The sequence below is a fragment of the Desulfovibrio biadhensis genome (assembly GCF_055388615.1).
This window is the reverse complement of the sequence record NZ_AP042477.1, coordinates 5082951-5103758: the sequence shown is the minus strand read 5'-3', so window position 1 is coordinate 5103758 and position 20808 is coordinate 5082951. Positions and strand designations below refer to the sequence as shown.

The following is a 20808-nucleotide window of genomic DNA, read 5'->3' as shown; positions in this document are numbered from 1 at the left end:
ACAATGAAGAGACGACTTGTTGAAGAATGGATTACGTTCTGTAACGTTCCGGTGTAGCTGCGAGAGGCCGCCACAGTGCTGGAATCAGGGATGTAAGGGTTGTAGGACAGTTTGCGGAGGCGTGAGAGGCCTGCCACGGAAAGGTGTTTACTGTTCGTTTTCGAGCAGGCTGGCGAGGCAGGCAAGCAGGGAGCTGTCCACACCCTTAAGGGCCGTGTCCAGAAGGGCTCGACCGAGTATTCTGGTTTCCTCTTCCGGCAGCTCCAAGGGGGCCAGGCGTTCGATGAACAGCGCCAACATTACAGCGTCGCCCTTGAGCGCCTTCTTAAGAAGTTTCTCTATAATTGGTGTGATGGCGTTGCTTTGTTCATCCTGCAGTCCGGTGAGTCGCAGGGACAGATCCATGGCAGCAAGATCGCCCTGCATGGCGCGCTTCGCAAGAATATCCGCCATGTCTGCGGCTTCCTCCACACTGGGGACGGGGCAGGATTCAGTGCCTGCCAGAAGCGCCAGCAAAGAGGGCGCTCCTTTACGCCCTTTTTCCAGGGCGGCCTCGGTCAGGGCCGTGGTCATGCTATTAAGGATACGCTCGGGCACCAGCCGCTGGATGCTGAGCATGAGGGCCATGGTATCGCCCTGCATTGCTTTTTGCAGAAGCGCCTTTGCAAGTTTGGGCGTATGTTTTTGTAGCCTGCTGGCCACGGCTTCACGGGCTTGCAGCCGTGCCTGCCTGGTGTGCTCCACAGATGATTCATCAACAAGAAATTCAGGTTCCTGGGGATCATCGTCCTCTTCTTCGGACAAGGCCTTAAAGCGGCGCAACGCCTGTTCCGCTGCAGAAAGAGGTTTCTTGCTCTTGCCACTTTGTTCCTCAGGATCATCGATGATGGGCTCGATCTCGAGCTCCTCGATCTCTTCCACCTCGGCAACGTTGCTATTGGATTCCTGGCGTTTTTTGCTTGCCTTTTTGGGGGGGATGGAATCAAGCAGGCGGGAAGGGTGCGTATCTTCGTCGCTAAGGACCATATCCATGTCCAGATCATTTTCACGCGCCTTGTCCGCATCTTCTGCGTTGTCGAACTCAGGCGTAGCCTCCTTCTCGTCGTCGTCATCCTGCATTTGGAGAAGCTTGTCGATATCCAGACCTGCAGAGCCGGAAGAGATTGAAAAAATGTCTTCTTCCGCATCATCCTCTTCCAGAAACTCGTCATCGTCCAGATGTAGATCGAAATCTTCTTCTTCCTGGTCGGGAGTTTCCTCAGCTGCTTCAGGCGCTGCCTCCTGGGAGGAAGCACTCTCCTCTTGCGCTTCCATTTCCTGCTCCACAGGCAGGGGGCCAGTCACGTCTTCAAACTCGTAGGAGTCTTCAAACGCCTCGTCCGGGGCTTCCTGAAAAAGGTATTGGTCCAAAGGATCGTCCGCAGATGATTCTTCAGGCGCTTCTTCAGCTACTGCTTCAGTAGCAGCTTCAGGGGCGTCATCCGTCTCCGTGGTGGCTTGCAGCAGATACTCGTCCAGGGGGACCGGCTCTTCTTCGCTTTCCTGCTCTTCTGCCACAGGGGGCGCTGCGTCCTCAAACTCGTACGCATCTTCTGCGGCGTCTGGTGCCGGCTCTTCAACCTCGGGGGCAGGGGTGTCCTGCGCGTCGTCAGCAGTTGTGCCAGCTTCTTCCGCTGGTTCGAGCGCAAACTCGTAATCCTCGGCGTCTGCAGACTCCTCTTCCAAGGCCGCGTCTGAAGAAAGCGTCTGGTCTGTTTCATCTGCCGCTGTGCCCTCTGCTTCATTGGCATCGGCTTCGTCAGCGTCCTCCATAAGGGAGGGGTTTTCGGACGTTTCCGGCTCAGGCTCGGACTCGGGCAGGGTCATGCCGCCAAGCGTGTCAACGTCCAGATCAAATTCGTAAGAAGCGTCGTTTTCTTCAGAGGATTCCCCAGTAGTAACTTCCGCAACAGGCTCTGGAAGAGAAATATCGTCTTCAGCCGCGGCTTCGAGTTCAAACTCGTAGTCCTCATCATCATCGGCAATACGGGCTGGTTCGGGTCCAGTCTCCAGAACGGCGGTTTCTTCAGAGTCCTGTTCCGCAACAGTCGTCGGCGCTTCTTCGAGATCCGGGGGCAGTGGTTCGGCCTCTTCTTCAAGCTCGAATTCGTAATCGTCTTCTTCTGCGGCACCGGCGGCATCTGGTACTGCATCTTGTTCAGCCGGTTCTACCGGGGATGGTTCCGGCATTTCTTCAGGGAGTACGTCCGGCTCCGAAGGCAGCGGTTCAGCCTCTTCCTCAAGCTCAAATTCGTAATCTTCATCCGGCTCGGGCTCAGGTTCCACAGGCAAGGGGGCAGATTTCTTGAAATTGCTGGTGTCACCAAAATCAAGGTCCGGGAGTTTCTCGTCTTCCATGACCGCGTCTGGATCAATCCCCAAGTGGTCCTGCAGCGCCGCTATGGCCTTGTCGCGGACCCGTGCGGCTTCCTCCAGACTGATGCGTTCGTCGAATTCGCCTTCCTCTCCATCCGGCAAGGGAGGAAGCTCGTCTTCCGCAACCGCCTCCATGTCAGGGGCGTATTCCAGTATATCTTCAGGGGCAATGACAGCGTCATCATGTTCGGGATCTTCAAGAAGCGGCAACTCTTCCATATCCTGAAGATCAATGTCCTGTTCTCCATGGGATGCATCCAGAGATTCCTCTGAAGCATCCTGAATGATCAGTGCGGAATCCAAAAGCATGGGCTCGTCAGCCTGGGACGCCTCTTCTTCAAAAGGAGTGTCTTCCAGATTCTGGGTGGCTGCCGCCGCCTTTTCGGCTTGTGCGGATTGGATAGCCCTCGCCGCTGCCACGCTTTTGTCCGACGCAACAGTGGAAGCCTCCGGTTCCTCTGCAGCTATCGGAGAAGGCTGCGCCTTTTCTTTTTCCGGGGGCGCTGGGTGGGATATCGGTTCCGGGTCGGGCTCTTCGAGTTCAAACTCGTATTCATCTTCTGGCTCGGGTTCCGGTTCGGGCTCGGGTTCCGGTTCGGGCTCTGGCTCTGGTTCGGGCTCCGGCTGCATCTGAATGTCGCCCTCGACCTCTTCTTCATCTTCTTCGTAAGGAAAGTCATATTCTTCGGGAGCATCAGACGCAGGCGCTTGAGGCGGTGAGGCGGGCTCGTCGGTTTCGGAAAACTCTATTTCGCCCATACCGAGGCCCGTAACGAAGTCGCCTTCGTCACTGGCGACATCCTGAGAAAAATCCTGTTCCGGAAGGGGGGCAGGTTTGGCTTCAGGCTCGGGTTGTTTTGGGGATACAGGGGCTTGTTCTGCAGCGTCCTGGATCGCCATGCGCTCCCAGACCTGTCGGTCGCGTTCGGAGAGCTCGTTTTGCCAAACCTCCCAGGCCACACCACGCAACATTTGTGCATCGATGTTGTATTGCGACTGAAATGTCTGGGTGAAAAGCTCGAAGCCTTTGCTCTGTTTGACAGCCATGTACTGTGCTCTGCGACCTGTGCCCTTGAAGATGGAGTGATGCGTATAGCATGAGACGCCACCTACCCATTTAGTGCTTTTTATTGCAAGTGGCAACCCATGAGGAAAACAGAATTATTGGAGTGGCTGCAAAATGGGATCATTTTGCGCTCTGGATAATTTCCTAGTCCGGAGAGATGGATATCAGACGTCGGCAAAGGGCGGTGACGCGGCAAAAACCGTGACCTGTGCGAATACGCTCAATAGCGCCTTTCAAAGCGGGATAAGCGCGTATAATCCGGTGCTTGCCGGGCATTGAAGTAGCCGCAAGCGCGGTAGTATCCCAGGTCTTCCCACCATACTTTACGCATTTGGCGATCCTGCACCAGGTTTTTCAGGGTCGCTGCAGGATGGTGCAGGGCACCTGCCAGGGGAGCCAGCAGTTCAGAAGGGTCCCGGAAACATTCCCAGTCGCACTTGTCGCAAAAGGGAGGCCGGTTCAGGCTGGCAAGGTCCAGATCCCAGAATTTTCCAAGGTTGTCCCCCCCGCGATAGCCGCAGGGGAAGGTGTTCATGTCTTTGGCGTCCACAAAGAAAAAATCAATACCACCCCTGCAAGGGGCATAGGCGCCATTTTTTTGGTATTGGCGCATCAGTCCCAACAAGGAACTGCGGGGGGTGAAAATGCGCAACTGCCCTCTGTGTTGGGGCAAGGTGTCGTAAAGCGCTCGAAACAATTCTATTTTTTCTGCGGTGCTGAAGCTGATGAAGTGATCCTGGGCCGTCGCTGCATATACTGCATCGTCCGAGGACGCCTCATCCATGCTCATGGGGTAGCAGGCATTGACGATGGTGAAGCCGACGTCGGCAACAAAGGAGTAGAAGCGGTTGAAAGCATCGCAGGCGGCCAGGTAAAAGGCATCGCGGTGCTGGCCGTTTGTGTTGGGAGGGATAAGGGGTAGCGCAAAGGAGCCCTCCCCCCCTGTATAGCGGTTTATGCCCAGGTTGGCAGAGGGGTAGAGCCCATGGCTGTGGAATATGGGCAATGCTTTACGTATGCCTTCCACAATGCCGGCAAAGCCGCGATTTCTCTCGTGCAACGCCGGCACTGCGGAATCTATGCTGATCCAGAAGGTATTGATGGGCGTTGCAGCAAGGGTGCTTGCCAGACGCTCCATGCGCTCTTCAAAGTCGGGGCGGTCGTGCCCCTTGAATATGTAGCCGTTGGTCCCGGTGCGAATAAAGCGGATGCCGGCATCCCCCGCGTATTGCATCAACGGGGCGATTTCATCGAGACACAGAAGGGGTTCTCCCCCGGTAAACGACAGTGCCTGGACTCCCTGGCGGGCCATTGCGTCGATGAGACGCTTGACATTATCCGGCTCCATGGTGAAGCGCTCCATCTTGGTAGAGGCGCGCATGCCACATTGGGCGCAGGATGCATTGCAGCGATCCGTGTACTGCAGAACGACCTGTCCGGGTACACGTCCTTTTGCCAGAGTTCTCAAAGTCCCCAGGCCGAGCAGAGGGTGGTTTGCCCGTTGCTGTGTTGTTGTCTGTGTTTCTTTGGGCATAGCTTAATTCATGTTGCCTGCGTAAAGCTGCCAGGTTTCGTCAAAGCTTTTCTCCAGGGAACGTGCTTTCATGGCGTTGCAAGCACAGGTACCCATGGCGCGGAGCCTTTCGGGATTGCAAATCAAATCCAGCACTGCGCTGCTGAATGCCTCGGGGTCGTCTGCAGGAACTATGCAGCCAGTCTCGCCAGGCTGGATGTTCTCTTGCGGGCCGCCTTTGTCAGTGACAATTACAGGCAGGCCAGATGCCTGCGCTTCGAGCACTACCTTGCCGAAGGTGTCTGTGGTGCTGGGGAAGACGAATAGGTCGGAGGAGGCGTAGGCCTGGGCCAGATCATCACCTTCCAGGGTGCCCGTAAAGGTGCAGTTCATACCCTTCAGATTTTGCTCCATCTCTTCGCGGTAAGGACCATCGCCCACCAGGATTACATCCAGATTCGGTACACGCGCGGCCACCTTTTTGATGACGTCTTCCAAAAGGGGCATGTTTTTTTCTTTGGAAATTCGCCCTACATAGAGAAGCTTCAGATTGCCATTGAGACTGTAGCGCTTGAAGAATCCGTTGCGCCTGGCCGGGGTGAAGCGTGTGACATCCACACCACGGGGATATGTACGGATTTTGTCTTCGCGCACGCCTTTGGAGATGAGTTCATCGCCAATGGCCATGGAGGGCGCGTAAACAGTTTCGAGTTCATTGTAGAACCAAACCATGTAGCGCCACATCAAGTCTTCCATGGCATGGTCACCGGTAAGGCGCCCTGCGTATTGGGGCAGGGCCGTGTGGTAGGTGCCAGCCATGGGCAGCTTGAGGATTCTGGCAATGAGCATGCCAGCCATGCCGACGGGGCCGGGCGTGGCCAGGTGGACATGGGTGAAGCCGTTTTCGTAAACGTAGCGCAGCATCTCAAGGACGGGGGGGTACAGGAGTTTCAGTTCCTGATATTCCGGCAATTCGTATTCCCCGATTGGAGCAAAGTTTTTCAGGTGCTTGCTGCGTTCAGACATGTCTGGGTGGCTGGTTACGACGACAAAATCCTTGTCCCCCGTTTTTTCAGCCAGAGTGATGTGCTCCCGCAGCGTGATGGCCACGCCGTTGGTATCGAAAAACGTGTCGGTAAAGTGCGCCAGTTTGAAATGGGGCGTTTTCTTGGAGATTCCTGGGATGCCCTTGCGCAGGTCCTTGATGCGTTCCAGGGCCAGGCGGCAGAAAGCACGGTCTTTGGTGAACAGGGTGTAGGCTACGAAGTAGGGAGAAAGTGCGGTGTAGAGCGCGCCTGCCGAGGCAATGGTCTGGAAAAGGTCGAACAGATTGGCGCCGGAGACATTGTTCAGCAATTTTTCCGCGTAGTGGGAAAGGACCTTGTCCGCGGTGCGGTTGGTGAAATCAAACCAGCGTTCTTCAGCTTCGCCCTGTGTGCCGCCATGCGCTTTGGCGCGTTCAAGCAGGCCCGAATCTTCGCTGAAGACTTCTTCGGCCATGTGTTTGAGCAGCATGGCGGGCTGGGCTGGAAGGCTCTTGTCCCGCTTCAGGATGCCGGAATTGTTGATGGCGGCCTGCACTTTGGTGATGGCGCCGGAAATTCCTTTGGGCTCGGCGGATTCCGGGGCCAGGGACAGGTCCATGAATTTGAGGAATCGGTCCTTATTTACTTTGGATTGGAGATCGTACTTGTCCTTGAAGAACTGGTAGCCGATGCCGTAGAGGTTGTGCGCCATGGTCAACGGGGAGGCGTGCTCGCCCCTTGCCTTGGAACGACCATTGCGGACGCCGTTGAAGAAGTCCTGATGCGTTGCGACGTCGGCGACTTCGGTATGAATGCGGGCGATGTTCAATCCGCTGTGGTCGTCTGAGCCACCCGAGATGCTCTTTTTCCAGGGCATTTCACCAACAGGGGCAATACCATGCTTGTCCGCCATCCGCTGCATCACACGCTCGTCCAGCAAGGCCAGAATTTTACGCAGATGGTTGTTCTGCATGCCGTCGCGAGTGCCGTTTATCTCAAAGACATGGAACAGAAGAAGCAGCTTTTCCAGGTGCCCCGGGGTCAGCTTGTCGTTGCAGGCATACAGCGGGTGGGCGACAGCATGGTTGATGCCGTTTTCACGCAGGTAAGCGGCCAGATCGTAGATATTGAAGCGCAGCCGCTGCACGTCTTCATGGATGCCTTCGTCGATGTCCCAGGCGAGGATATGCACCTTGCACTGATCTTCAGGAAAAAAGCTGGTGATTTCCTCGCTTATGAAGGTGCCGGGAAGATGCGCAATGGCGAGGGCGCCTTCGATTGTGTTGTGATCGCTAATGGTCACCATGTCCATGCCCTTCTGCCGCGCGATGCGGTAGAGGGCCTCAGGCTCCACAAAGCTTTCCGGACAACCCAGTTTTTGCAAAAACCACTGCGAGGGCTTTGAGGAAAACTTGGAATGAACGTGCAAATCGATCTTCATGGCTCACCCCTTGTGCTGCAGGTCGGACAAATAAAAACAAGAAAGGGCTCCGCATGGAACCCCTTCATCGGAAGCGTTAGGGCTGAAAACGCCCCTTTGCACACAATATTCCCTAGAAGGAGGTGTAGTGCGGGGCGTACTCATAACAAAATCTCCATTAAAGAATGGCAGGTCCGAAAAGGCAGACCAAACCTGAAATCTGTCAACCATCGTTTGAAAATGTCTAGACGCTTCTTTTTACGGCGAGGTGACGATAGCAGCATGATTCTGTGCCGGACGGTTACATTTGCCGCAAAAAGAAAGGGGTAAAAAAAACCGGCACACATCAAGATGTGCGCCGGCGTGCGTGTGTAGCGATAAGGCTTTAAGATTACTTGGGAAGATTATCTATCGCCTGCATCAGGCTTCCCAGTTCGGGGCGGGTATTAATATCGGTAATATCAATGTACCGAATGATGCCTTGTTTATCGATGAGGAAAAGAGCCCGTTCACTCGTGCCAGATGAACGCAGGATACCGTAGGCTTTCGCGACAGCGCCATGAGGCCAGAAATCGGAAAGCACAGGAAACCACAAGTGCCCCATGGCCTCGGTCCAGGAGAATAGTGTCGGGATATTATCCACACTTAAACCAAGCAGTACAGTATCCTTTTGGGCAAATTCCTCTTCAAGGATGTTGTATCCCGGCCATTGTCCGGAGCATACAGGCGTCCATGCCGCCGGTACAAAGGAGAGTAAGACGTTTTTTTTTCCTTGAAAATCGGAAAGTTGCACGTTTGGTCCGCCGATGGAGGGCAGCTCAAAATCAGGCGCCTTATCACCAACCGCGAGTGTGGATTTACTGTCAATCGGAGCCAAGTGTCCTGGATCGAAAAGGTGCTGTTCGAATCCGGCATACAGGGATGACGGTTGTAAAAAGAGTACCCCTACAACGAAAAGTATATATAAGGTATTTTTCATTGTGGACTCCTGTTGTTAATTTGTGGGCAGATTTTTAACCATATCCACAATCTCTTTGTAAAAGGCGTCAGGATCGCTGAGCATGCCTTCATTGATCTTCATTATCCGCAATCCTTTTCCGTTTGGGTCCTTGCGGACCAAAAGAAAGAAGGGCGTGCCCACCTGGCCTATTGTATCGTAAACGGAAAAGTCTTCATCGTCGAAAAGCGGGATTTTTACATCAAACTTTTCGCGAAAGACATTCACTTCATATTCTGAATTGCCAGTGCCTACGCCGATCATTTTCAACCTGTCCGCCATGTCAGATTGGATGAGCGTGTTGTACATTTCGTTTACAACAGGGGCTTCCCGCTGACAAAAAGGACAATACATGCTGAATACTTCGATGAGCACGGCGTCGGCTTTGATGTCTGATACCCTGAATGTGCGCAGGTCATCCGGCAGTCCAAGATACCTCTTGGCGGCGGGAGTCTCCGGTAGTTTCAGTTCAAAGTCAGCAAGAGTGCCGCCCTCTTTAGGCTTTTCGCCTTCTGTAAGGGAGCCGGAAGCGGCAAAAACCGCTGCGTGCGAAAGCATGACGAACATGCAGAGTGCGGCGACAATCGAGGCAGTGCGCATAGATTAGCTCCAAAAGAGTATGTAAAAGGGTCTCAGGATAACGAGGCCTTTGAAAGATCTCTATTGTGTTCTTTTAGACATGCTAACAGCGTTTGTAAAGTGCAGCAAAAAACATCATAAAAATAAAGTCATGCTTTTCAGAAGCTTGTAGTGTCCAGGGAGTAGGGTCATATTTCCTCTGGTAATTCGCCGGGAGGCCGTTTACGCAGTTTGTCTATAAGACGCCCCGCCTTGTAACTGTCTACTGGTTTGGAGAACATATATCCCTGGGCTTCATCGCAATGTTCGGTAACCAGGTGCCTGAGCTGATCTTCGCTTTCCACGCCTTCCGCCACAACTTTGAGTCCCAGGTTTTTGGCCAGGTTGATGATGGTTTTGACGATTTCCAGGGTAATTTCACCCTGGCCGCTGATAAAGCTGCGGTCGATTTTGAGCATGTCAACAGGCATGAGTTTCAGGTAGCTGAGGGATGAATATCCCGTGCCGAAGTCGTCCACCACAATCTGCAGGCCAAGCTCTTTGAGCGCCCGGATGGTTTCCGTGGCGCGGGGTGTCTCCTGCATGAACACGCTTTCCGTGATTTCCAGCTTGAGGCAGCCTGCCGGAAGCATGCAGTTCGCCAGCAAGTTTTTGATGTCTTCCACGAGTTCGGGGTCCCCGAGCTGCTTGCTGGAGACATTCACGCTCATGGTCAATGCCTGGAGTTCCGGAAATTCTTCACGCCACTCGCGCATTTGTTCGCAGGCATTTTGTAACACCCACCGGCCTAAAGAGCCGATCATGCCTGTTTCTTCGGCAATGGGAATAAAGCGATCAGGCCCAACCAGCCCCCTGCGGGGGTGGTTCCACCGCACCAACGCCTCAAATCCTAGCAATTCCTGATCTTCAACAGAGACAATGGGCTGATAGTGCAGCTCCAGCTCGTTGTTGGTAATGGCGTGGCGTAATTCGTGCTCGATGTGCATGCTCTCTTCAGCTTTTTCAAGCATGCGCTTGTTGAAAATCTTGAATCGCACCTTGCGGGCGCGCCCCTTTTCTTTGGCCCTGTACATGGCGATGTCGGCGTCACGGAGTATGTCTTCAGCAGTTTTGTAGTCTTCTGTTTTGAGGACAATGCCGATGCTGGCGCGGCTTACAAGCTCCTGCCCCCCGATGGAAAAGGGCGGCTCCATGACTTCGTGGATGCGAATGGCCACCTCCGCAACATCCTGTGGTGAAAGATATTCCTCCAGAAGCACTGCAAATTCGTCTCCCCCGAGTCTGGCTACGGTGTCCACACTGCGGATACATGACTGAATCCGTCTGGCAACGCCCATGAGCATTTTATCACCGGCCTGGTGCCCCAGGCTGTCGTTGATGATCTTGAAGCGGTTGAGATCGATCATGAATACGGCGAAACTGTAGTCCTCGCGCCGTTTTAAGCGTTGTACAGCGCGGTCCAGCCGCTCCATGAACAGCGCCCTGTTGGGCAGGCCGGTCAGGGAGTCATGGAAAGCCTGGTGTTGCAATTGCTCCTGGAATTCGTGACGTTCGGTGATATCCACATAGTTGTAGAATATACCATTTACCTTGCCTCCCAGTGTGATGGGGTACCCTATCACCTGCACGGGAATGCGCCTGCCATCCAGATGCTGCCGGAAGGTTTCCTTTTCTATGGAAGCGCCCTGCAAGCAATGATTGTTGAATTGCTCTGCTTCGGAATGCAGATCGTCCGGCACAACCACTTCCCGGTTGCGTCGGCCGACAACCTTGTCTGCTTCCAGTCCAAAGAGGGTTTCGAACCCTTTGTTCACTTCAAGTATGTAGCCGTCACGGTCCACACGCACAATCGCCTGGGGTGCATTTGCAAAGAGCTGGCGGGAGTGCTCGCGTTGCATGGCCAATTCGGCCTCGGTGCATTTTCTGGTGGTGATGTCTACGACCGTACCTTCATAACAGGTAATTTCGCCGGCATCGTCACGCACTCCCCAGGCGTTTTCGCTGATCCAGATGATGCTTTTGTCCTTGCGGTATATCTGGGATTCAAAGTCCCACACCTCACCATTATCAGCCATGATGCGCTTGAAGTCCTCGCGGCGGGCGGGGTTGACGTAAAGCTGGTTTGCAATGCTCGAGAAGTTCTGAATCAGCTCCTGGGCGGATGCAAAACCGTATATGCGCGCCAGGGCCGGGTTGCAGTCCAGGTAGCGTCCTTCCGGAGTCGTGCGAAAAATGCCTTCCACCGCGTTTTCAAAGAGCTTGCGGTAGGCATTGTTTCCATTTTGATTAAGCGCGGTAATGGTTTGCACAGAGGCCGAAATATCGCGGAATTGAAAAAGATAGACATTCAGTTGCGGCAGTGGATGCGCGGAGCAGTCGGTGTGTACTTCCTCACCGCCTTTGCTTTTGCAGAAAAGGGGGAGGCGGACGTTTTCGCCACGGGCAAGGCTGGCGAATATGGAAGCGACGGCCTCACTGGACTTTTTATGCACCAGCAAGGTGCGTATGTTCTGCCCGGCAGCGCCATCGGGAGGGTGACCAAACGTGACGGAAAAGGCTGTGTTACACCACAGTATGGTGCCACCGAAGGCAACGGCAAGCGCCGGGTCGGCAGCGCCCTCTAATAGTGATGCAAAGAGGGCGTTATCGTCATTGGTCATTGTTTTTCCTGCAAATACGTGTTTGGGGTTCGATGAGAACGTAAAGCAGGTTTTGAGCCATTTTGTAAGAAGCTGTAATCATTGATCAGTTGCTGCCTTGATAAGACGAAGAATGCAAAAATGTCACTATGAACGTAAGATCTTTACTGGGCTACAGTGACGGGGGGCTGTAACCTTCTACATTGTTGGTGAAATCATCCTGTGACAGGATGAAAAGTTGCGGCAGCAGAAATGTAACAAGAGTCTGCAGAATTTACAATATTGCAAGAGGGCGCCACGTACGCGGCGCCCTTCCTGGTGCTGCTTTTGGGAATAGGGTGGCGTTACCACTCTTTGAAGCGATTATCCTGCCATTTTTTGCAACAAAGCCTTGCAGAAATCCGGCAGATCATCAGGGGTGCGGCTGGAAATGATGTTGTCATCAATCACCACTGCCGCATCTTCCCACTTGGCGCCGGCGTTGACCATGTCGTCCTTGATGGAAAAAAACGAGGTGCAGCGTTTGCCGTGGACAATGCCTGCAGAGGCGGCGAGCCAGCCTGCGTGGCAGATGAAGGCAATGGGTTTGCCTTGTTTGCATACGCTGGCAACCAGGTCTATGGCCGCCTGATGGCGGCGCATGATATCCGGGGCGTAGCCGCCAGGAATGATCAAGGCATTCACCGAGTCAGGGGTCAGGTCTTCGTAGGCTGCGTCGGCGGTTGCCGGCATGCCGAATTTGCTGGAATAGGTCGCCCCCTTTTTGGGGCCGGCGACGATCACCTGGCCGCCTGCTTCCTGGAGCCTGATTTTTGGGTACCAGAATTCAAGGTCGTTGTAGTGGTCCGCAACCAGAATGGCCGCTCGTTTACCGCTGATGTCGTACATAATTGCAACTCCTGTTGTTTGTCGGGCTTGTGGTCAAAATTAGCGCGAGCATAGCACGCCCATGAGCGTTGTGGAATGTCGGTTCCATGACATGGGCTGAGCCCGGTAGGCATCTTGTTTGACAGAGTACAACCGACAGCGGCTTTTGTGAGCGGTGAAATTTCAGGGAAGTAAAAAAGCCCCCTGACCAAAAAGGCCAGAGGGCAGCATGTTTCGTCTTGCAGGCAGTAGGATCAGTCCGCTTCCTCATCCTGCGCAGGGGCGTTCTGGTCATCCATCTTGAACTCGACCTTGATCTTGAACATTTTTTTTGCCGGCATGTTCAGAATCGGGACCCCGGTTTCTTCCGTTATGGAATCAAGGGCAGCGCACACCGCATCCCAGCTGGGACCAATGTACGTGAACCAGACATTATATTCATGCTGGCGGATGTAGTTGTGCGTTACCCCGGGGTGCTTGTTCACCGCGGAAACAAACTGGTCAAGCTTATCCTCGGGGACTTTGGCGGCGCAAAGGGTGCTGCGCCAGCCCAGCGCCTTGGACTGAAAGCTGGCGCCCAGGCGCCGGATGATGCCGCGCTCTTTCAAACTGCGAACACGGGCAAGGGTTTCGGTTTCAGTCAGGCCTATCTGTTTGCCTACCGCCTCATACGGGCGAGGCGTCAGAGGAAATCCGGACTGGATAATGTCCAGAATCTGCTTGTCCATCGGATCCATGGTTATTTCTCCGGCTGTTCACGCAGTTTGCGCGGGATGTAAGAGCAGAGCGGCTCTTGCTCGAGATAGTGCCCTTGCATGGTTTGAGCGCGGGCGCGGCATCCCCCGCAGACGCGGTGGTATTCGCATACGCCGCATTTACCGCGGTATTGCTCCTGGTCGCGAAGCTCCAAAAAGCGTGGAGAATTGCGCCAAATCTCAGGGAAGGGCGTTTTTGTCACGTCCCCGCAGTCCAGCTCCAGATAGCCACAGGGCTGCACCATTCCCGTGTGGGAGATGAAGCAGAACCCAATGCCGCCCAGGCACCCTTTGGAGTGGGCGTCCATGCCGAAGGTGTCAGGGGTGACGGCAATTCCTTCTTCTTTGGCGCGCTGGCGCATGATGCGATAATAATGGGGCGCGCAGGTTGCCTTCAGGTGCATGTCGGTCTGTTTGCGGAAGTCATAAAACCAATTGAGCACTTCTTCATATTCCTCGGCGCTGATGACTTCGGTGCCGAGCTCTGCGCCTCTGCCTGTGGGCACCAGCAAAAAGATGTGCCAGGCGGCTGCGCCCAGGTCCTTGGCGAGCTTGAAAATATCCTTGAATACCGGAAGGTTGTTGCGTGTGACCGTGGTATTGATCTGGAATTCGATGCCGGCCTGCTTCAACCGCTCTATACCGTTCATTGCGCCTGCAAAGGCGCCAGGCACGCCGCGGAAAACGTCGTGACTGTCGGCGGCGGGGCCGTCGATGGAGATGGAACAGCGCTGGATGCCGGATTCGCGCATTTTTGCCGCGTTTTCTTCCGTGATCAAGGTGCCATTGGGCGCCATGACGCAGCGCAGCCCCTTGTCGTTGGCATGGGAAACCAGTTCAAAGATGTCCTTACGCAACAGCGGTTCCCCACCTGTGAAAATGATGATGGGATCGCCCGCTTCCGGAAAGGTGTCGATCAGCGCCTTGGCCTGGTCTGTATCCAGTTCTCCCGGGTAGGGATCAAGGTGCGCTTCGGCACGGCAATGTTTACAGGCCAGGTTGCATGAGCGCGTTACTTCCCAGGCGATGAGCCTGAGAGGCGGCGGGCCGCCGGCTTCACCGGCCGGGCCTTTTACGCCGTGTGGATGCCCCCCGGGGTGGCCGTGGAGCTGTTGTGCATGGGGGTGCTGCATATTCTTTCAACCTCCGGACGCATGTGCGCCCTGGTAACATCAAAGACCGATGCGTGCAGAACGCATGGGCCGTGCTATTCAAAACAAGGCTGCGGTTCAGGAAGCGTCCCACAACTGCAGCATGTCTTCGGCAAAGTAGGTGATGATCATGTCCGCACCGGCGCGTTTGATGGCGACCAGGGATTCGATCATGCTTTTTTCCTTGTCCAGCCAGCCGTTTTGCGCTGCAGCGGCGATCATGGCGAATTCGCCACTGACCTGGTAGGCGCACAACGGTTGCGGAAAGCGCTGCCTGAGCGCGTGGAGTACATCCAGGTATGGCATTGCGGGTTTGACAATGAGCATATCTGCGCCCTCGGCAACATCTGCCGCAGCCTCGATGAGCCCTTCGCGTCCGTTGGCGGGGTCCATCTGGTAGGCTTTGCGATCCCCGAATTGCGGCGCCGAATCGGCGGCTTCGCGGAAGGGGCCGTAGAAGGCGGAAGCATACTTCACCGCATAGGACAGGATGGGGGTGTTGGCGTAGCCACCGTTGTCCAGAGCCTGCCGGATGGCCATGATGCGGCCGTCCATCATGTCGGACGGGGCCACGATGTCCGCTCCGGCTTCCGCGTGGGAAACTGCGGTCTGCGCAAGCAGTTCCAGGGTGGGGTCATTGAGCACTTCATCGCCCTGTATCAGACCGCAATGCCCGTGCGAGGTGTATTCACAAAGGCATACATCGGTGATGACTACCAATTCGGGGAAGCTCTGCTTAAGGCGTCTGACGGCCTGTTGCACGATACCGTCCCTGGCGTAGGCCTGGCTGCCACGGGGGTCTTTTTCCTTGGGCAGGCCAAAAAGAAGCACTGAAGCCAACCCCATGGGCACAAATTTGCCCACGCGTTCAACCAGCGCATCGAGGCCGAGTTGCTCCTGCCCTGGCATGGAGCCGATTGGCTTGCGCACCGTGGGGTCGTCGTCTTCGATAACGAAGTACGGCTGGATAAGGTCGGCCGGATGCAAGACTGTTTCACGCACCATGCTGCGCAGCGTGGCGCTTTTGCGTAGCCGGCGGCCGCGATGAAAGCGGGAATTCATGGTCACGGCAATATTCTCCAGTAGCGTTTTGATTGCCTTATTCCGGCGCGATTTCTTCGTCCGTCAGATAACAGGCCGGATCCTGAGCCCATTCGTCACCGTAGAATGCCTCGGCGCGGGCGCGGAAGTTGCCCCCGCAAATGCCCAGGTAGCGGCACGTGGCGCAGCGGCCCTTTACGTGGGCTTTTTTGTCCTTGAGCTTGTGCAGCAACTCGATGTTCGGGTCGGTCCAGATTTCGGAGAAGGGGCGCTCCAGCACATTGCCAAAGGTATGGTTGCGCCAGAACTGGTCGGCGTGGACCTTGCCGTCCCAGGAAATGCAGCCAATGCCACGGCCGGAGTTGTTGCCTTCGTTGAACTGCAAGAGCTCCATAACGTCCTTGGCGCGCTCGGGGTCCTCGCGCAGCAGGCGCAGATAGACGTAGGGGCCGTCGGCGTGGTTGTCCACGGTCAGCACTTCTTTTGGCTTGCCCTTGTCGTGCAGCGCCTTGGTGCGGTCCATGATCAGGTCCAGCACCTTGCGGGTTTCCTGATGATCCAGGTCTTCCTTGATGAGTTCGGAGCCACGGCCCGCGTAAACAAGGTGGTAAAAACAGATGCGGGGCACTTCACGTTCTTCCAGGATGTCGAAGAGCGTGGGGACTTCCTGCACGTTACGACGGTTGATGGTGAAACGCAGACCGACCTTAAGGCCTTCCTTCTGGCAGTTCTCAATGCCTTTGAGCGCGCGCTGAAATGCGCCGGGAACACCGCGGAAATGGTCGTGCACGGCTTCGCCCCCGTCAAGTGAAATGCCGACGTAGGACAGACCAACTTCCTTGAGTTCCTTGGCTTTTTCTGGGGTGATCAAGGTGCCGTTTGTGGAGATGACTGCACGCATGCCCTTGGAGACGGCGTAGTGTGCAAGCTCCAGCAGGTCTTTGCGGACCAGGGGTTCACCGCCGGAGAAGAGCATGACGGGGGCGCCAAAGGAAGCCAGATCATCGATCATGACCTTGGCATTCTCAGTGTTGATGGGGTCGGAGCCGTCTTCTTCTATGGCCTTGGCGTAACAGTGTACACACTTGAGGTTGCAGCGCTGGGTCATGTTCCAGACGACAACCGGCTTCTTGTCCTTGGAAAACTGCAGCAGGTGCGACGGCATCTGCCCGGAATCCCGTCCGTAACGCAGGGCGTCTGATGGTTCAACCTGGCCGCAATAAAGTTTGGATATGCCTATCATCTTCTCTCCTTCATGAAAGCGGCGGCCCTGTGAGCCGCCGCCGGTAATAGCTTGGGTTCTGGAAAAGGTTTTTGGCCTTAGAGCGTGTCCTCTTTGGGGCAATCGTCGCAAGGCGTCTTCTCACGAACAGGCTCCATCCATTTCAGGACAGGGTCGCTCATGTCCATGGCCAGTGCAAATGTTATCGCGTAAATGGGGTCGTTGGGCATTGCTGAACGCTTACGGAACAGAATGTAGTCCTGCATGCCGCGATTTTTGATTTCACCGGCATGGGACATGGACCAGACAAGCGCCCCGGAATGAACGTCGTATATCTCCAAACGCAAGGCAACCTGAGAATCGCCGAGGTCGCCGCCGGCAATAAGGTGCGTTACCTGACCGCCAATGACAAGGTCAGCGCCTTTTGCGCGGCCCTGGGCCACGGCGGCGTCTCCACCTGGCCAGGGGCGTCTTTCGTAAAATTCCATGACCGGAAATACTTTTTCCTGCAGCCAAGCCTCCCAGAAAACGCGTCCCACTTCGCGGCCGTAATGAATGGGGTCCTGCATGCTCTGGCTCATGCGGAAAGGAAAAAAGAGCGCGGTGAGCTCCCTGTCCGGGTGGTCTTTGGGGCGCAGATACACCTTTGGCGACCAGGGGCGGTGCACGAACTCTTCGACATCCACGTTGATTTCACGGATGTCGCCTTCCAATTCCACAGGGCCGCAGCCAAAGAGAGTGGCCATGCACAAGGCTGCCCAGGCGCAGGTGATAATGGCGGTCTTTACTCGCATGGGGGCTCCTTCGGCCTTCATTGCAATGTGGCCGTAGGTGACGGCGCGGTCTGCACCGTCTCGATAAGCTGCTCTTTGGACTGCAACAGGCTTTCCCGCAGCTGCAGCCGTTTCTGCGCGGAAAGCCGTTTGAATTCAGGTTTTGAGGCCAGACGATCGAGTTGCTCCATCTCCGACTGAATGCGCTTGATCTTGGCGTGGAACTGATGCTGCTTAGGCCACATGCGTTCGGCAACCCGGGTCAGTTACCAGAGTTCCTTTGCAATGGACTTGAAGGAGGCGGGATCGATTTCACGGGCGTACCGCTTGCGGTCCTTGCGCTCCTGCAGCATTCGTTTGAACCAGGCTTTCATCATGCCCACCTGCTACACACCACGCTATTGTAAAGCCGAGAAGGCCGCGTGGAAAATGTAAATCATCAACCCGAAGAAAAGCACCAACATGACGGCAAAAGCCAGCAGCACCCTGGTGTAGCTGGTGCGGTGTATTTCTTTGAGACCTATGAACGTGATTGCGAGCGCCCAAAAGCCGGCAACGAGCCACCCCAGAATCGGGATGACCACCAGTATCGTGGGCGCGCTGCCATAGGCAACGGCGCGGAAGGTCGCTTCGTAACCGCGGTTGGCAGCCTGAAAAACCGTTAAAAAGAGGTGCATGACCCCAGCCCAGATGAACAGGAATATTGCTGAGAATACAGGGACCAGCAAAAGATTCATTACTGAAGCAGCACCCATGCCCATGAATTCGGCGCCGCCGGGCATAGCTTCTCCCTGCGGGAAAAAGTTGGTCAGCATGGTTACGCCCAGGATGTTGAATGCCGTTGACACCACTGTGCTGAAGAGCGAGAGCAGTACGTAAAAGACCAGTGGGCGCAGGATTCCCTGCCCCACAGGCATGGTGGCGAAAAAGCGGACAGGCCTGAGCATGGCGCGTTTGAGGGTGGCCATGAGCCCGGGGAAAAATCCGTAGGCATCCAGGCGCTCCCAGGGAACGTCCTCCTCGTAGTATTCACCTTCCGCATCATCGGCGGTTTGCTTGTACGCTTCCCTGCCTTGCCTGGCGCGGTCCCCGTCCCCCATGCGCTCGAGCCCTGCAAACACGTCGCCTTGGGGCTGTTGCCCCGGCTTCTGGCCTGGGATGCGAGGCCGGGGGAGCTGAATGTAATCTTCGTTATTTTCGTACGGCAGTCTGGCGCCCATAGGTGATGCGTCTTCTTCCCGGGGCGCTTCTGCGTGCATGTCAGGCGCTGCCGGGGGTGTGTGGCCCGGCATTTCAGGCACCTGGGGGGGCGTCTCAGGGCGAGATTCAGGCCTGCCAGCCCCAAAGTCAGACGCAACCGTAGGACCTGCAGGCGGTGTTTCGGGCCTGGGCGCAGGTTTTTGCGGTGCTGGGCGGTCGGCCTGTTCCTGGGCAAGCTGCTCCTGGAAATCCGCAGGTTTGCTCAACGTACGGAAACGGAATTTCGCCTTGCACTTCGGGCAGGTAGCCACCTCTGCCGTGGGGGGAACCTTCTCGTCCGGTACGGTGCGGGAAAAATTGCATTCAGGGCAGATTATATCCATGGGGCGTCCTTGGAATGTTTCATTGGGATTGTTGTATGTGCTGTCAGGACAGTCTACTGTCGCTACTTCCCATAATCAAGAATTTCGCTCGCAAGAGATGGTGCATAAAATGTTGCAGTGACGCGTGTCAAACGCCTTTCTTGCCCGCTCCAGGTCTGCCTTTGGCAAAGGTGCGCAAGCAACAGCAGGGGCGTCGTCGCATACGAAAAGATCTTCTCCCCATGGCGTGACAAGGCGCGACCCGCCTGCCAACTGCCCTGCAGGGGATGGGCCGCAGGCGTTGCAGGAAAGTAAAAAGCTTTGATTCTCCAATGCTCTGGCCTTGGTGAGGATTTCCAGGTGCCCGGCCCTGGCGATGGGCCATTGCGAACAGAGCAGCATGAGCTCCATGCCCTGAGCACCCTGGTGACGAAAAATTTCAGGGAAACGCAGCTCAAAACAGATGGCCACGCCACAGGTGACCCCCTGCACATCCACGGGCTGAGGCGGCCTTGTGCCGGCGGAAAAGTGTTCATGCTCGGCAGAAAATGTGAAAAGCTGCAGTTTAGAGCGAATTCTTTGAGGCGCTTCCACCCCCGTACCGGCCAGGTAGAACGTATTGCGCAGGGTGTTTTCGTATTTTTCCCAGAAGGTGCCGCCAACAAGAAGTCCACGGTCTCCAGCTTCCTTCTGCAACCACTGGAGCAGGGCGGGGGTGGCGTTTGCAAGCTCTTCTGAGCGGTCGTAATCAAACCCGCCCCAGAATATTTCTGGAAATAGAAACATCGACCTGGCGCCAGGCGCGTGACGTTGAACGTCCTGCGCTGCCAGGTCAAGAAAATGCGCGAGTTCCGAACGGTTTTTGAGAACGGGTGTCTGGCATACGCCAAAGACAGGCGTTTCGTTTGTCTCCATTCGGATGGATATAATACACCAAAGGGCGGAAGGGAACTGATAGAGGGCAAAAAAAGCCCTTTACGGCAGGAGGCCGGTTCTGCACCAGCAGATACACGGACGCTATTCCTGAGAAGCCATCCGCTTGTAGATATTGGCGCCAGCCAAAAGCCGGCTCTGCTTGGGCGTGGCCGTGACCTTTTGCTCTGTAGGAGCCCCTTGGGTCTCCGCCGCCTTTTTTTCAGGTTCGGGGGCATGCTTTTCCCCTTGCGATTGCTGCGGAGTAGACGTCTTTGCTTTTGCCTCTTGCGCCGGTTTGGGAGCAGGCGCCGCAGTGGGTGCCTGTTTGCCCTGTTTGGGAAGGGGGGTTACGTTGGTCTTAGGCGCAGGCGCCTGCTGTTGCGTTTGGCTGGGTGCTGGTTTCGGGGACTGGGAGGTCTGGAGGGAAACCCCTGCGGCCTGACCAAAGGCTTTTGCCCTGGCTCCATTGTTGTTAGCAGGCGCAGCGCTTTGCTGGGCGGGTGCTTCGCCGGATATTTGCGCAAAGGCGTCCCGCAAGCTCAAAAGAATATTGATGACTTCATCAATAAGCGTGGTGTCCATCTTGAGGTTTGCTTGCAAGAGTCTGGTATTGCAATAGAAATAGAGGTGGTGCAGGTTGGTGGCCAGATCGCCCCCTTTTTCGGGGTTCAGGCTGCCATCAAGCTCGGCAATGATGTCCAGCGCCTTGGATATCAATATGCCTTTTTCAGCAAAGTTCTTTTCTTCAATCTTGATCTTCGCCTGCTTGAGGAATTTTATCCCCCCGTCATACAGCATGAGCAAGAGTTGCGCCTGTGAGGTGGTGTTCACCTGGGTATGTAAATATGCTTGCGCCGCTTTCAGCATT

The 20808-nt window shown here is 55.5% G+C and carries 16 protein-coding genes; all 16 read right to left on the bottom strand.

Going from position 1 to position 20808, the window contains the following annotated elements; translation table 11 throughout:
- Nucleotides 1-147: 147 nt before the first annotated feature.
- Nucleotides 148-3462, bottom strand: a complete 3315-nt coding sequence (locus ACZ5EH_RS22160) for a midas domain-containing protein (RefSeq protein ID WP_464276028.1) — start codon at nucleotides 3460-3462, stop codon at nucleotides 148-150.
- Between the two features lie 239 nt (nucleotides 3463-3701).
- Nucleotides 3702-5015, bottom strand: coding sequence for a radical SAM protein (locus tag ACZ5EH_RS22155; RefSeq protein WP_464276027.1), 1314 nt, complete (start codon nucleotides 5013-5015; stop codon nucleotides 3702-3704).
- Between the two features lie 3 nt (nucleotides 5016-5018).
- The gene (locus tag ACZ5EH_RS22150; RefSeq protein WP_464276026.1) at nucleotides 5019-7460 is read right to left on the bottom strand and encodes a glycosyltransferase; all 2442 of its coding nucleotides are present in this window, start codon (nucleotides 7458-7460) and stop codon (nucleotides 5019-5021) included.
- Nucleotides 7461-7830: 370 nt separating this feature from the next.
- Complete coding sequence (locus tag ACZ5EH_RS22145; RefSeq protein WP_464276025.1) at nucleotides 7831-8418, bottom strand: peroxiredoxin; 588 nt, start codon at nucleotides 8416-8418, stop codon at nucleotides 7831-7833.
- A 15-nt stretch (nucleotides 8419-8433) separates the two neighbouring features.
- Nucleotides 8434-9036 carry a TlpA disulfide reductase family protein gene (locus ACZ5EH_RS22140; protein WP_464276024.1) on the bottom strand — a complete coding sequence of 201 codons (603 nt, stop codon included), beginning with the start codon at nucleotides 9034-9036 and terminating at the stop codon, nucleotides 8434-8436.
- Between the two features lie 167 nt (nucleotides 9037-9203).
- Nucleotides 9204-11675: a sensor domain-containing protein gene (locus tag ACZ5EH_RS22135; protein ID WP_464276023.1), complete on the bottom strand. Its 2472-nt coding sequence runs from the start codon at nucleotides 11673-11675 to the stop codon at nucleotides 9204-9206.
- 342 nt (nucleotides 11676-12017) lie between these two features.
- A complete protein-coding gene (locus tag ACZ5EH_RS22130; protein WP_464276022.1) occupies nucleotides 12018-12542 on the bottom strand; it encodes a type 1 glutamine amidotransferase domain-containing protein in 525 nt (174 codons plus the stop codon).
- Nucleotides 12543-12775: 233 nt separating this feature from the next.
- Nucleotides 12776-13258, bottom strand: coding sequence for a siroheme decarboxylase subunit alpha (gene ahbA / locus ACZ5EH_RS22125; RefSeq protein WP_464276021.1), 483 nt, complete (start codon nucleotides 13256-13258; stop codon nucleotides 12776-12778).
- A 2-nt stretch (nucleotides 13259-13260) separates the two neighbouring features.
- Nucleotides 13261-14409, bottom strand: a complete 1149-nt coding sequence (gene ahbD / locus ACZ5EH_RS22120; protein ID WP_464276020.1) for a heme b synthase — start codon at nucleotides 14407-14409, stop codon at nucleotides 13261-13263.
- A 96-nt stretch (nucleotides 14410-14505) separates the two neighbouring features.
- Complete coding sequence (gene hemB / locus ACZ5EH_RS22115) at nucleotides 14506-15489, bottom strand: porphobilinogen synthase (protein ID WP_464278348.1); 984 nt, start codon at nucleotides 15487-15489, stop codon at nucleotides 14506-14508.
- A gap of 37 nt (nucleotides 15490-15526) precedes the next feature.
- Nucleotides 15527-16711: a 12,18-didecarboxysiroheme deacetylase gene (ahbC, locus tag ACZ5EH_RS22110; protein ID WP_464276019.1), complete on the bottom strand. Its 1185-nt coding sequence runs from the start codon at nucleotides 16709-16711 to the stop codon at nucleotides 15527-15529.
- A gap of 77 nt (nucleotides 16712-16788) precedes the next feature.
- Nucleotides 16789-17484: a hypothetical protein gene (locus ACZ5EH_RS22105; RefSeq protein WP_464276018.1), complete on the bottom strand. Its 696-nt coding sequence runs from the start codon at nucleotides 17482-17484 to the stop codon at nucleotides 16789-16791.
- A 17-nt stretch (nucleotides 17485-17501) separates the two neighbouring features.
- On the bottom strand, nucleotides 17502-17708 hold the full coding sequence (locus ACZ5EH_RS22100; RefSeq protein ID WP_464276017.1) for a hypothetical protein: 207 nt from the start codon (nucleotides 17706-17708) through the stop codon (nucleotides 17502-17504).
- Nucleotides 17709-17861: 153 nt separating this feature from the next.
- Nucleotides 17862-19046, bottom strand: coding sequence for a YIP1 family protein (locus ACZ5EH_RS22095; protein WP_464276016.1), 1185 nt, complete (start codon nucleotides 19044-19046; stop codon nucleotides 17862-17864).
- A gap of 75 nt (nucleotides 19047-19121) precedes the next feature.
- Nucleotides 19122-19940: a nitrilase-related carbon-nitrogen hydrolase gene (locus ACZ5EH_RS22090; protein ID WP_464276015.1), complete on the bottom strand. Its 819-nt coding sequence runs from the start codon at nucleotides 19938-19940 to the stop codon at nucleotides 19122-19124.
- A gap of 102 nt (nucleotides 19941-20042) precedes the next feature.
- Nucleotides 20043-20807 (bottom strand): flagellar export chaperone FliS, encoded by a 765-nt coding sequence (gene fliS, locus ACZ5EH_RS22085; RefSeq protein WP_464276014.1) that lies wholly within the window; start codon nucleotides 20805-20807, stop codon nucleotides 20043-20045.
- Nucleotide 20808 lies beyond the last annotated feature (1 nt).